2 protein-coding genes, 2 tRNA genes and 6 rRNA genes are annotated in these 14,577 nt (G+C 51.5%); all 10 read left to right on the top strand.

What is annotated here, in order from left to right; all coding sequences use genetic code 11:
- Positions 1-76 precede the first annotated feature (76 nt).
- Entirely contained in the window at positions 77-1,426 is a 1,350-nt protein-coding gene (aptA, locus tag JQ848_RS19760; RefSeq protein WP_003439338.1) for an omega-aminotransferase AptA, read from the top strand.
- Between the two features lie 85 nt (positions 1,427-1,511).
- Positions 1,512-3,005 (top strand): CoA-acylating methylmalonate-semialdehyde dehydrogenase, encoded by a 1,494-nt coding sequence (locus JQ848_RS19755; protein ID WP_003439341.1) that lies wholly within the window; start codon positions 1,512-1,514, stop codon positions 3,003-3,005.
- Positions 3,006-3,572: 567 nt separating this feature from the next.
- A 16S ribosomal RNA gene (locus JQ848_RS19750) occupies positions 3,573-5,109 on the top strand.
- 324 nt (positions 5,110-5,433) lie between these two features.
- Positions 5,434-8,327 (top strand): 23S ribosomal RNA (locus JQ848_RS19745).
- Positions 8,328-8,483: 156 nt separating this feature from the next.
- Positions 8,484-8,599 (top strand): 5S ribosomal RNA (rrf, locus tag JQ848_RS19740).
- A gap of 480 nt (positions 8,600-9,079) precedes the next feature.
- Positions 9,080-10,616 (top strand): 16S ribosomal RNA (locus tag JQ848_RS19735).
- A gap of 122 nt (positions 10,617-10,738) precedes the next feature.
- Positions 10,739-10,815, top strand: a tRNA-Ile gene (locus JQ848_RS19730).
- 30 nt (positions 10,816-10,845) lie between these two features.
- Positions 10,846-10,921 (top strand) — tRNA-Ala (locus tag JQ848_RS19725).
- A 246-nt stretch (positions 10,922-11,167) separates the two neighbouring features.
- Positions 11,168-14,061, top strand: a 23S ribosomal RNA gene (locus JQ848_RS19720).
- Positions 14,062-14,217: 156 nt separating this feature from the next.
- Positions 14,218-14,333: ribosomal RNA gene (rrf, locus tag JQ848_RS19715) — 5S ribosomal RNA — on the top strand.
- The 16S, 23S and 5S rRNA genes sit together here with 2 tRNA genes alongside, the layout of an rRNA operon.
- Positions 14,334-14,577 lie beyond the last annotated feature (244 nt).

Below are 14,577 nucleotides of genomic sequence, written 5' to 3'. Positions count from 1 at the left end.
ACTTTATAGCCATGGCAATTTAGCTGCAACAACGCTTTCAATCCCACGCCGCTTTCTGCTCTGCGAGGTTTTGCCCATGAACATGCCTGAAAACGCCGAAATAACAGTGACTAGCCAGCTCAAGCTGGATGCCCACTGGATGCCTTACACCGCTAACCGTAACTTCCATCGTGACCCGCGTTTTATCGTGGGGGCCAAAGGGAGCTATTTGACGGACGATAAGGGTCGGCAAATTTACGATTCACTGTCAGGTCTATGGACCTGTGGCGCAGGGCATACCCGCAAAGAAATTCAGGAAGCTGTTTCAAAGCAGTTGGGCACCCTCGATTACTCGCCGGCGTTCCAGTACGGGCATCCACTGTCGTTCCAGCTGGCCGAGAAGATCACTGAGCTGACGCCGGGCAACCTGAATCACGTGTTCTTCACTGACTCGGGTTCGGAGTGCGCGGATACCGCAGTGAAAATGGTCCGCGCTTACTGGCGCTTGAAAGGCCAGTCGAGCAAAACCAAGATGATTGGTCGTGCTCGTGGTTATCACGGGGTGAACATCGCGGGTACCAGTCTGGGCGGTGTGAACGGCAACCGTAAGATGTTTGGTCAGGCGATGATGGATGTTGATCATCTGCCGCACACACTGCTGGCCAGCAACGCGTTCTCTCGCGGTATGCCCGAGTTGGGCGGGATTGCATTGGCCGATGAACTGCTCAAGTTGATCGAACTGCATGACGCTTCGAACATCGCGGCCGTGTTTGTGGAACCGATGGCAGGCTCTGCCGGTGTGCTGGTGCCGCCACAGGGTTATCTGAAACGTCTGCGTGAAATCTGTGATCAGCACAACATCCTGCTGGTCTTTGATGAGGTGATTACCGGGTTTGGTCGCACAGGCTCGATGTTCGGTGCCGACAGCTTCGGTGTGACGCCAGACTTGATGTGTATTGCCAAGCAGGTCACTAACGGTGCGATCCCTATGGGCGCAGTGATTGCTACCAGCGAGATCTATCACACCTTCATGAATCAACCGACGCCTGAGTACGCGGTTGAATTCCCGCACGGGTATACCTATTCGGCTCATCCGGTGGCGTGTGCTGCGGGTCTGGCGGCCCTGGATCTTTTGCAAAAAGAAAACCTAGTGCAGAGCGTGGCGCAAGTTGCACCGCATTTCGAGAATGCGTTGCATGGTCTGAAGGGCGTGAAGAACGTCATCGATATTCGCAACTACGGCCTGGCCGGTGCGATTCAGATTGCTCCGCGCGATGGCGATGCGATTGTGCGCCCGTTCGATGCCGCGATGAAGCTGTGGAAGGCTGGCTTCTACGTGCGTTACGGCGGTGACACTCTGCAATTCGGGCCGACTTTCAATAGCAAGCCGCAGGAACTGGATCGCCTGTTCGATGCGGTCGGCGAAGCGCTGAATCAGATCGACTGATTTCTTCTATCTATATAGAAGGGACTTTTTTGAATTTTGACAGGCGCGCACTGTTCGCGCCTGTGGACAACTTTTTGGAGCTCCAATGAGCACGATTCAACATTTGATCAATGGCGAGATGGTAAGTGATTCTGGCCGCACTGCCGATGTGTACAACCCGTCGACCGGTAAAGTGATTCATCAGGTGCCACTGGCCAGTCGCGAGACTATTCAACAAGCTATCGATGCCGCCAAAGCAGCATTCCCGGTGTGGCGTAATACGCCTGCGGCCAAACGCGCTCAAGTGATGTTCCGTTTCAAGCAACTTCTGGAACAGAACGAAGCACGCATCTCGCAGTTGATCAGTGAAGAGCATGGCAAGACGCTGGAAGACGCAGCCGGTGAGTTGAAGCGTGGAATCGAGAACGTCGAGTACGCCTGTTCTGCTCCTGAAATCCTGAAGGGCGAATACAGCCGTAACGTAGGACCGAACATTGATGCCTGGTCGGACTTCCAGCCATTGGGTGTGGTGGCGGGGATTACGCCTTTCAACTTCCCGGCCATGGTGCCGCTGTGGATGTATCCGCTGGCCATTGTGTGCGGTAACTGTTTCATTCTGAAGCCGTCGGAACGTGACCCGAGCTCGACGCTGTTGATTGCCCAGTTGTTGCAGGAAGCCGGTTTGCCTAAAGGCGTAATGAACGTGGTCCACGGTGACAAGACCGCTGTGGATGCATTGATCGAGGCTCCAGAAGTGAAGGCCTTGAGCTTTGTCGGGTCGACGCCGATTGCCGAATACATCTATGCCGAAGGCACTAAGCGCGGCAAGCGTGTTCAGGCTTTGGGCGGTGCCAAGAACCATGCGGTATTGATGCCGGATGCCGATCTGGATAACGCGGTCAATGCTTTGATGGGCGCTGCCTATGGTTCGTGCGGCGAGCGTTGCATGGCGATTTCGGTTGCAGTGTGTGTAGGCGATCAGGTGGCCGATGCACTGGTGGCCAAGTTGGTTCCGCAAATCAAGGCGTTGAAAATTGGCGCAGGTACTTCGTGCGGTCTGGATATGGGCCCACTGGTTTCCGGTCAGGCCCGTGACAAGGTCAGCGGCTATGTCCAGGACGGTGTGACGGCAGGTGCTGAGCTGGTGGTTGATGGGCGCGGGTTAAGCGTCAAGGATCACGAAGATGGCTTCTTCCTGGGTGGTTGCCTGTTTGACCGCGTGACCCCCGAGATGCGCATCTATAAAGAAGAGATTTTTGGTCCGGTACTTTGCATCGTGCGGGTTAATAGCCTGGAAGCGGCAATGCAACTGATCAACGATCATGAATATGGCAACGGTACGTGTATCTTCACCCGTGATGGTGAAGCGGCGCGTCTGTTTTGCGACGAGATTGAAGTGGGGATGGTGGGCGTTAACGTTCCGCTGCCGGTGCCGGTGGCTTACCACAGCTTTGGCGGCTGGAAACGTTCGCTGTTTGGCGACCTGCATGCGTACGGGCCGGATGGTGTGCGCTTTTACACGCGCCGCAAGGCAATCACCCAGCGCTGGCCGCAACGCGCTAGCCATGAGGCATCGCAGTTTGCATTTCCGAGTCTGTAAGACTCGCGAAAGCCCTATATAGATGAAGAGAGGCCAGCCGCCAGGCTGGCCTCTGCTTTTGGGGGCATTAAAGGCAATATGACACTAATGTGAAATTAGTCCTTGACCCAGAATTCCAACGGCCTATAATTCGCCCACTTCCGGCGCAGTCGAAACGGAAAACTCCTTGAGTTTCAATGAGTTGGATGGTTCTTCGGCAGTGTCAGCTTCAAGTCATCGAAGCAGGAAATGAGGTGTTGACAGCAGCGTGTAACGCTGTAGAATTCGCCTCCCGCTAACGAGAGATCGAAAGCGCAAGTGGTTGATGTTACAAGGGAAACTTTGAAAACATCTGAAAATAACCGCTTGACAGCAACAGAGGCTGCTGTAGAATGCGCGCCTCGGTTGAGCGAAAGCTTAACCAACCGCTCTTTAACAACTGAATCAAGCAATTCGTGTGGGTGCTTGTGGAGTCAGACTGATAGTCAACAAGATTATCAGCATCACAAGTTACTCCGCGAGAAATCAAAGATGTAACCAACGATTGCTGAGCCAAGTTTAGGGTTTCTTAAAAACCCAAAGATGTTTGAACTGAAGAGTTTGATCATGGCTCAGATTGAACGCTGGCGGCAGGCCTAACACATGCAAGTCGAGCGGTAGAGAGGTGCTTGCACCTCTTGAGAGCGGCGGACGGGTGAGTAATACCTAGGAATCTGCCTGGTAGTGGGGGATAACGTTCGGAAACGGACGCTAATACCGCATACGTCCTACGGGAGAAAGCAGGGGACCTTCGGGCCTTGCGCTATCAGATGAGCCTAGGTCGGATTAGCTAGTTGGTGAGGTAATGGCTCACCAAGGCTACGATCCGTAACTGGTCTGAGAGGATGATCAGTCACACTGGAACTGAGACACGGTCCAGACTCCTACGGGAGGCAGCAGTGGGGAATATTGGACAATGGGCGAAAGCCTGATCCAGCCATGCCGCGTGTGTGAAGAAGGTCTTCGGATTGTAAAGCACTTTAAGTTGGGAGGAAGGGCATTAACCTAATACGTTAGTGTTTTGACGTTACCGACAGAATAAGCACCGGCTAACTCTGTGCCAGCAGCCGCGGTAATACAGAGGGTGCAAGCGTTAATCGGAATTACTGGGCGTAAAGCGCGCGTAGGTGGTTTGTTAAGTTGAATGTGAAATCCCCGGGCTCAACCTGGGAACTGCATCCAAAACTGGCAAGCTAGAGTATGGTAGAGGGTAGTGGAATTTCCTGTGTAGCGGTGAAATGCGTAGATATAGGAAGGAACACCAGTGGCGAAGGCGACTACCTGGACTGATACTGACACTGAGGTGCGAAAGCGTGGGGAGCAAACAGGATTAGATACCCTGGTAGTCCACGCCGTAAACGATGTCAACTAGCCGTTGGGAGTCTTGAACTCTTAGTGGCGCAGCTAACGCATTAAGTTGACCGCCTGGGGAGTACGGCCGCAAGGTTAAAACTCAAATGAATTGACGGGGGCCCGCACAAGCGGTGGAGCATGTGGTTTAATTCGAAGCAACGCGAAGAACCTTACCAGGCCTTGACATCCAATGAACTTTCTAGAGATAGATTGGTGCCTTCGGGAACATTGAGACAGGTGCTGCATGGCTGTCGTCAGCTCGTGTCGTGAGATGTTGGGTTAAGTCCCGTAACGAGCGCAACCCTTGTCCTTAGTTACCAGCACGTAATGGTGGGCACTCTAAGGAGACTGCCGGTGACAAACCGGAGGAAGGTGGGGATGACGTCAAGTCATCATGGCCCTTACGGCCTGGGCTACACACGTGCTACAATGGTCGGTACAAAGGGTTGCCAAGCCGCGAGGTGGAGCTAATCCCATAAAACCGATCGTAGTCCGGATCGCAGTCTGCAACTCGACTGCGTGAAGTCGGAATCGCTAGTAATCGTGAATCAGAATGTCACGGTGAATACGTTCCCGGGCCTTGTACACACCGCCCGTCACACCATGGGAGTGGGTTGCACCAGAAGTAGCTAGTCTAACCTTCGGGAGGACGGTTACCACGGTGTGATTCATGACTGGGGTGAAGTCGTAACAAGGTAGCCGTAGGGGAACCTGCGGCTGGATCACCTCCTTAATCGACGACATCAGCTGCTCCATAAGTTCCCACACGAATTGCTTGATTCATTGAAGAAGACGGTAGAAGCAACGTTAAATCGTGGCTTCTCTATCGTAAAGCTTAGAAATGAACATTCCATCAGATGGTGGTGAATGTTGATTTCTGATCTTTTGATTAGATCGTTCTTTAAAAATTTGGGTATGTAATAGAAAGTTAGACTGGATAGCACTTTCACTGGTGTTTATTCAGGCTAAGGTAAAATTTGTGAACGTTCTTAATTGAACATGCGAATTTTCGGCGAATGTCGTCTTCATAGTATAACCAGATTGCTTGGGGTTATATGGTCAAGTGAAGAAGCGCATACGGTGGATGCCTTGGCAGTCAGAGGCGATGAAAGACGTGGTAGCCTGCGAAAAGCTTCGGGGAGTCGGCAAACAGACTTTGATCCGGAGATGTCTGAATGGGGGAACCCACCTAACATAAGTTAGGTATCTTAAGCTGAATACATAGGCTTAAGAAGCGAACCAGGGGAACTGAAACATCTAAGTACCCTGAGGAAAAGAAATCAACCGAGATTCCCTTAGTAGTGGCGAGCGAACGGGGACCAGCCCTTAAGCTGTATTGATGTTAGCGGAACGCTCTGGAAAGTGCGGCCATAGTGGGTGATAGCCCTGTACGCGAAAACATCTTTGCAGTGAAATCGAGTAGGACGGAGCACGAGAAACTTTGTCTGAATATGGGGGGACCATCCTCCAAGGCTAAATACTACTGACTGACCGATAGTGAACTAGTACCGTGAGGGAAAGGCGAAAAGAACCCCGGAGAGGGGAGTGAAATAGATCCTGAAACCGTATGCGTACAAGCAGTGGGAGCCCACTTTGTTGGGTGACTGCGTACCTTTTGTATAATGGGTCAGCGACTTATTTTCAGTGGCAAGCTTAACCGAATAGGGGAGGCGTAGCGAAAGCGAGTCTTAATAGGGCGTCTAGTCGCTGGGAATAGACCCGAAACCGGGCGATCTATCCATGGGCAGGTTGAAGGTTGGGTAACACTAACTGGAGGACCGAACCGACTACCGTTGAAAAGTTAGCGGATGACCTGTGGATCGGAGTGAAAGGCTAATCAAGCTCGGAGATAGCTGGTTCTCCTCGAAAGCTATTTAGGTAGCGCCTCATGTATCACTGTAGGGGGTAGAGCACTGTTTCGGCTAGGGGGTCATCCCGACTTACCAAACCGATGCAAACTCCGAATACCTACAAGTGCCGAGCATGGGAGACACACGGCGGGTGCTAACGTCCGTCGTGAAAAGGGAAACAACCCAGACCGTCAGCTAAGGTCCCAAAGTTATGGTTAAGTGGGAAACGATGTGGGAAGGCTTAGACAGCTAGGAGGTTGGCTTAGAAGCAGCCACCCTTTAAAGAAAGCGTAATAGCTCACTAGTCGAGTCGGCCTGCGCGGAAGATTTAACGGGGCTCAAACCATACACCGAAGCTACGGGTATCATCTTAGGATGATGCGGTAGAGGAGCGTTCTGTAAGCCTGTGAAGGTGAGTTGAGAAGCTTGCTGGAGGTATCAGAAGTGCGAATGCTGACATGAGTAACGATAATGGGTGTGAAAAACACCCACGCCGAAAGACCAAGGTTTCCTGCGCAACGTTAATCGACGCAGGGTTAGTCGGTCCCTAAGGCGAGGCTGAAAAGCGTAGTCGATGGAAAACAGGTTAATATTCCTGTACTTCTGGTTATTGCGATGGAGGGACGGAGAAGGCTAGGCCAGCTTGGCGTTGGTTGTCCAAGTTTAAGGTGGTAGGCTGGAATCTTAGGTAAATCCGGGATTCTAAGGCCGAGAGCTGATGACGAGTTAACTTTTAGTTAACGAAGTGGTTGATGCCATGCTTCCAAGAAAAGCTTCTAAGCTTCAGGTAACCAGGAACCGTACCCCAAACCGACACAGGTGGTTGGGTAGAGAATACCAAGGCGCTTGAGAGAACTCGGGTGAAGGAACTAGGCAAAATGGCACCGTAACTTCGGGAGAAGGTGCGCCGGTGAGGGTGAAGCATTTACTGCGTAAGCCCACGCCGGTCGAAGATACCAGGCCGCTGCGACTGTTTATTAAAAACACAGCACTCTGCAAACACGAAAGTGGACGTATAGGGTGTGACGCCTGCCCGGTGCCGGAAGGTTAATTGATGGGGTTAGCTAACGCGAAGCTCTTGATCGAAGCCCCGGTAAACGGCGGCCGTAACTATAACGGTCCTAAGGTAGCGAAATTCCTTGTCGGGTAAGTTCCGACCTGCACGAATGGCGTAACGATGGCGGCGCTGTCTCCACCCGAGACTCAGTGAAATTGAAATCGCTGTGAAGATGCAGTGTATCCGCGGCTAGACGGAAAGACCCCGTGAACCTTTACTATAGCTTTGCACTGGACTTTGAATTTGCTTGTGTAGGATAGGTGGGAGGCTTTGAAGTGTGGACGCCAGTCTGCATGGAGCCAACCTTGAAATACCACCCTGGCAACTTTGAGGTTCTAACTCAGGTCCGTTATCCGGATCGAGGACAGTGTATGGTGGGTAGTTTGACTGGGGCGGTCTCCTCCTAAAGAGTAACGGAGGAGTACGAAGGTGCGCTCAGACCGGTCGGAAATCGGTCGTAGAGTATAAAGGCAAAAGCGCGCTTGACTGCGAGACAGACACGTCGAGCAGGTACGAAAGTAGGTCTTAGTGATCCGGTGGTTCTGTATGGAAGGGCCATCGCTCAACGGATAAAAGGTACTCCGGGGATAACAGGCTGATACCGCCCAAGAGTTCATATCGACGGCGGTGTTTGGCACCTCGATGTCGGCTCATCACATCCTGGGGCTGAAGCCGGTCCCAAGGGTATGGCTGTTCGCCATTTAAAGTGGTACGCGAGCTGGGTTTAGAACGTCGTGAGACAGTTCGGTCCCTATCTGCCGTGGACGTTTGAGATTTGAGAGGGGCTGCTCCTAGTACGAGAGGACCGGAGTGGACGAACCTCTGGTGTTCCGGTTGTCACGCCAGTGGCATTGCCGGGTAGCTATGTTCGGGAAAGATAACCGCTGAAAGCATCTAAGCGGGAAACTTGCCTCAAGATGAGATCTCACTGGAACCTTGAGTTCCCTAAAGGGCCGTCGAAGACTACGACGTTGATAGGTTGGGTGTGTAAGCGCTGTGAGGCGTTGAGCTAACCAATACTAATTGCCCGTGAGGCTTGACCATATAACACCCAAGCAATTTGCGTTCTTGGTGACAAGAACAGACAAGTTGCGGTGTGTGAAGACGATACAAACCGAAAGTTTGCACAACACACAAATCTATTACATACCCATTCGCTGGAACGTTGACCGTAAGGTAAACGCGCTGGCTACCGAATTTCTTGACGACCATAGAGCATTGGAACCACCTGATCCCATCCCGAACTCAGAAGTGAAACGATGCATCGCCGATGGTAGTGTGGGGTTTCCCCATGTGAGAGTAGGTCATCGTCAAGATTAAATTCCAAAATCCCTGTCTGCTCACGCAGACGGGGATTTTGTTTTTGTATAAGTACAAGCTTTGTATAAAGCCTGTACTGCTAATCAAGTCGTTTACCTGGTTAGCACTTCGGTTATCTCAATCGAAAGAAGCAGGAATTAAGGTGTTGACAGCAGCGTGTAACGCTGTAGAATTCGCCTCCCGCTAACGAGAGATCGAAAGCGCAAGTGGTTGATGTTACAAAGGAAACTTTGAAAACATCTGAAAATAACCACTTGACAGCAACAGAGGCTGCTGTAGAATGCGCGCCTCGGTTGAGCGAAAGCTTAACCAACCGCTCTTTAACAACTGAATCAAGCAATTCGTGTGGGTGCTTGTGGAGTCAGACTGATAGTCAACAAGATTATCAGCATCACAAGTTACTCCGCGAGAAATCAAAGATGTAACCAACGATTGCTGAGCCAAGTTTAGGGTTTCTTAAAAACCCAAAGATGTTTGAACTGAAGAGTTTGATCATGGCTCAGATTGAACGCTGGCGGCAGGCCTAACACATGCAAGTCGAGCGGTAGAGAGGTGCTTGCACCTCTTGAGAGCGGCGGACGGGTGAGTAATACCTAGGAATCTGCCTGGTAGTGGGGGATAACGTTCGGAAACGGACGCTAATACCGCATACGTCCTACGGGAGAAAGCAGGGGACCTTCGGGCCTTGCGCTATCAGATGAGCCTAGGTCGGATTAGCTAGTTGGTGAGGTAATGGCTCACCAAGGCTACGATCCGTAACTGGTCTGAGAGGATGATCAGTCACACTGGAACTGAGACACGGTCCAGACTCCTACGGGAGGCAGCAGTGGGGAATATTGGACAATGGGCGAAAGCCTGATCCAGCCATGCCGCGTGTGTGAAGAAGGTCTTCGGATTGTAAAGCACTTTAAGTTGGGAGGAAGGGCATTAACCTAATACGTTAGTGTTTTGACGTTACCGACAGAATAAGCACCGGCTAACTCTGTGCCAGCAGCCGCGGTAATACAGAGGGTGCAAGCGTTAATCGGAATTACTGGGCGTAAAGCGCGCGTAGGTGGTTTGTTAAGTTGAATGTGAAATCCCCGGGCTCAACCTGGGAACTGCATCCAAAACTGGCAAGCTAGAGTATGGTAGAGGGTAGTGGAATTTCCTGTGTAGCGGTGAAATGCGTAGATATAGGAAGGAACACCAGTGGCGAAGGCGACTACCTGGACTGATACTGACACTGAGGTGCGAAAGCGTGGGGAGCAAACAGGATTAGATACCCTGGTAGTCCACGCCGTAAACGATGTCAACTAGCCGTTGGGAGTCTTGAACTCTTAGTGGCGCAGCTAACGCATTAAGTTGACCGCCTGGGGAGTACGGCCGCAAGGTTAAAACTCAAATGAATTGACGGGGGCCCGCACAAGCGGTGGAGCATGTGGTTTAATTCGAAGCAACGCGAAGAACCTTACCAGGCCTTGACATCCAATGAACTTTCTAGAGATAGATTGGTGCCTTCGGGAACATTGAGACAGGTGCTGCATGGCTGTCGTCAGCTCGTGTCGTGAGATGTTGGGTTAAGTCCCGTAACGAGCGCAACCCTTGTCCTTAGTTACCAGCACGTAATGGTGGGCACTCTAAGGAGACTGCCGGTGACAAACCGGAGGAAGGTGGGGATGACGTCAAGTCATCATGGCCCTTACGGCCTGGGCTACACACGTGCTACAATGGTCGGTACAAAGGGTTGCCAAGCCGCGAGGTGGAGCTAATCCCATAAAACCGATCGTAGTCCGGATCGCAGTCTGCAACTCGACTGCGTGAAGTCGGAATCGCTAGTAATCGTGAATCAGAATGTCACGGTGAATACGTTCCCGGGCCTTGTACACACCGCCCGTCACACCATGGGAGTGGGTTGCACCAGAAGTAGCTAGTCTAACCTTCGGGAGGACGGTTACCACGGTGTGATTCATGACTGGGGTGAAGTCGTAACAAGGTAGCCGTAGGGGAACCTGCGGCTGGATCACCTCCTTAATCGACGACATCAGCTGCTCCATAAGTTCCCACACGAATTGCTTGATTCATTGAAGAAGACGATAGAAGCAAATTTAAGCTCCAGGCTGATAGCGCACGCTAACAGTTACAAGCTCGAAATTGGGTCTGTAGCTCAGTTGGTTAGAGCGCACCCCTGATAAGGGTGAGGTCGGCAGTTCGAATCTGCCCAGACCCACCAATTTTGTGTGGAAAGTGCCTGTAGAAATATGGGGCCATAGCTCAGCTGGGAGAGCGCCTGCCTTGCACGCAGGAGGTCAACGGTTCGATCCCGTTTGGCTCCACCATTACTTGCTTCTGTATCGTAAAGCTTAGAAATGAGCATTCCATCAAATGATGGTGAATGTTGATTTCTGATCTTTTGATTAGATCGTTCTTTAAAAATTTGGGTATGTAATAGAAAGTTAGACTGGATAGCACTTTCACTGGTGTTTATTCAGGCTAAGGTAAAATTTGTGAACGTTCTTAATTGAACATGCGAATTTTCGGCGAATGTCGTCTTCATAGTATAACCAGATTGCTTGGGGTTATATGGTCAAGTGAAGAAGCGCATACGGTGGATGCCTTGGCAGTCAGAGGCGATGAAAGACGTGGTAGCCTGCGAAAAGCTTCGGGGAGTCGGCAAACAGACTTTGATCCGGAGATGTCTGAATGGGGGAACCCACCTAACATAAGTTAGGTATCTTAAGCTGAATACATAGGCTTAAGAAGCGAACCAGGGGAACTGAAACATCTAAGTACCCTGAGGAAAAGAAATCAACCGAGATTCCCTTAGTAGTGGCGAGCGAACGGGGACCAGCCCTTAAGCTGTATTGATGTTAGCGGAACGCTCTGGAAAGTGCGGCCATAGTGGGTGATAGCCCTGTACGCGAAAACATCTTTGCAGTGAAATCGAGTAGGACGGAGCACGAGAAACTTTGTCTGAATATGGGGGGACCATCCTCCAAGGCTAAATACTACTGACTGACCGATAGTGAACTAGTACCGTGAGGGAAAGGCGAAAAGAACCCCGGAGAGGGGAGTGAAATAGATCCTGAAACCGTATGCGTACAAGCAGTGGGAGCCCACTTTGTTGGGTGACTGCGTACCTTTTGTATAATGGGTCAGCGACTTATTTTCAGTGGCAAGCTTAACCGAATAGGGGAGGCGTAGCGAAAGCGAGTCTTAATAGGGCGTCTAGTCGCTGGGAATAGACCCGAAACCGGGCGATCTATCCATGGGCAGGTTGAAGGTTGGGTAACACTAACTGGAGGACCGAACCGACTACCGTTGAAAAGTTAGCGGATGACCTGTGGATCGGAGTGAAAGGCTAATCAAGCTCGGAGATAGCTGGTTCTCCTCGAAAGCTATTTAGGTAGCGCCTCATGTATCACTGTAGGGGGTAGAGCACTGTTTCGGCTAGGGGGTCATCCCGACTTACCAAACCGATGCAAACTCCGAATACCTACAAGTGCCGAGCATGGGAGACACACGGCGGGTGCTAACGTCCGTCGTGAAAAGGGAAACAACCCAGACCGTCAGCTAAGGTCCCAAAGTTATGGTTAAGTGGGAAACGATGTGGGAAGGCTTAGACAGCTAGGAGGTTGGCTTAGAAGCAGCCACCCTTTAAAGAAAGCGTAATAGCTCACTAGTCGAGTCGGCCTGCGCGGAAGATTTAACGGGGCTCAAACCATACACCGAAGCTACGGGTATCATCTTAGGATGATGCGGTAGAGGAGCGTTCTGTAAGCCTGTGAAGGTGAGTTGAGAAGCTTGCTGGAGGTATCAGAAGTGCGAATGCTGACATGAGTAACGATAATGGGTGTGAAAAACACCCACGCCGAAAGACCAAGGTTTCCTGCGCAACGTTAATCGACGCAGGGTTAGTCGGTCCCTAAGGCGAGGCTGAAAAGCGTAGTCGATGGAAAACAGGTTAATATTCCTGTACTTCTGGTTATTGCGATGGAGGGACGGAGAAGGCTAGGCCAGCTTGGCGTTGGTTGTCCAAGTTTAAGGTGGTAGGCTGGAATCTTAGGTAAATCCGGGATTCTAAGGCCGAGAGCTGATGACGAGTTAACTTTTAGTTAACGAAGTGGTTGATGCCATGCTTCCAAGAAAAGCTTCTAAGCTTCAGGTAACCAGGAACCGTACCCCAAACCGACACAGGTGGTTGGGTAGAGAATACCAAGGCGCTTGAGAGAACTCGGGTGAAGGAACTAGGCAAAATGGCACCGTAACTTCGGGAGAAGGTGCGCCGGTGAGGGTGAAGCATTTACTGCGTAAGCCCACGCCGGTCGAAGATACCAGGCCGCTGCGACTGTTTATTAAAAACACAGCACTCTGCAAACACGAAAGTGGACGTATAGGGTGTGACGCCTGCCCGGTGCCGGAAGGTTAATTGATGGGGTTAGCTAACGCGAAGCTCTTGATCGAAGCCCCGGTAAACGGCGGCCGTAACTATAACGGTCCTAAGGTAGCGAAATTCCTTGTCGGGTAAGTTCCGACCTGCACGAATGGCGTAACGATGGCGGCGCTGTCTCCACCCGAGACTCAGTGAAATTGAAATCGCTGTGAAGATGCAGTGTATCCGCGGCTAGACGGAAAGACCCCGTGAACCTTTACTATAGCTTTGCACTGGACTTTGAATTTGCTTGTGTAGGATAGGTGGGAGGCTTTGAAGTGTGGACGCCAGTCTGCATGGAGCCAACCTTGAAATACCACCCTGGCAACTTTGAGGTTCTAACTCAGGTCCGTTATCCGGATCGAGGACAGTGTATGGTGGGTAGTTTGACTGGGGCGGTCTCCTCCTAAAGAGTAACGGAGGAGTACGAAGGTGCGCTCAGACCGGTCGGAAATCGGTCGTAGAGTATAAAGGCAAAAGCGCGCTTGACTGCGAGACAGACACGTCGAGCAGGTACGAAAGTAGGTCTTAGTGATCCGGTGGTTCTGTATGGAAGGGCCATCGCTCAACGGATAAAAGGTACTCCGGGGATAACAGGCTGATACCGCCCAAGAGTTCATATCGACGGCGGTGTTTGGCACCTCGATGTCGGCTCATCACATCCTGGGGCTGAAGCCGGTCCCAAGGGTATGGCTGTTCGCCATTTAAAGTGGTACGCGAGCTGGGTTTAGAACGTCGTGAGACAGTTCGGTCCCTATCTGCCGTGGACGTTTGAGATTTGAGAGGGGCTGCTCCTAGTACGAGAGGACCGGAGTGGACGAACCTCTGGTGTTCCGGTTGTCACGCCAGTGGCATTGCCGGGTAGCTATGTTCGGGAAAGATAACCGCTGAAAGCATCTAAGCGGGAAACTTGCCTCAAGATGAGATCTCACTGGAACCTTGAGTTCCCTAAAGGGCCGTCGAAGACTACGACGTTGATAGGTTGGGTGTGTAAGCGCTGTGAGGCGTTGAGCTAACCAATACTAATTGCCCGTGAGGCTTGACCATATAACACCCAAGCAATTTGCGTTCTTGGTGACAAGAACAGACAAGTTGCGGTGTGTGAAGACGATACAAACCGAAAGTTTGCACAACACACAAATCTATTACATACCCATTCGCTGGAACGTTGACCGTAAGGTAAACGCGCTGGCTACCGAATTTCTTGACGACCATAGAGCATTGGAACCACCTGATCCCATCCCGAACTCAGAAGTGAAACGATGCATCGCCGATGGTAGTGTGGGGTTTCCCCATGTGAGAGTAGGTCATCGTCAAGATTAAATTCCAAACCCCCTGTCTGCTCACGCAGACAGGGGGTTTGTTTTTGTGCCGAGAAAAGTTGCAGCCCGCGATACGCTGCAACAACTCTTCCGCTGCTGCAGTCGCCGAATGCGCAAGGCAACAGGTGGCACAGGGCTTCTCTTGCGCAAGACTTACTGTCTATCGCAGCCTTCGGTAGCGACTGCAGGGCCGGACCGGTCTTGCAATACTCCACCAATTCTCCCGGGCAATGATAAGGTT

The sequence above is a fragment of the Pseudomonas paraversuta genome, from assembly GCF_904067025.1.
In the GTDB taxonomy this organism is placed as follows: domain Bacteria; phylum Pseudomonadota; class Gammaproteobacteria; order Pseudomonadales; family Pseudomonadaceae; genus Aquipseudomonas; species Aquipseudomonas paraversuta.
This window is presented reverse-complemented; position numbering and strand designations above follow the sequence as displayed.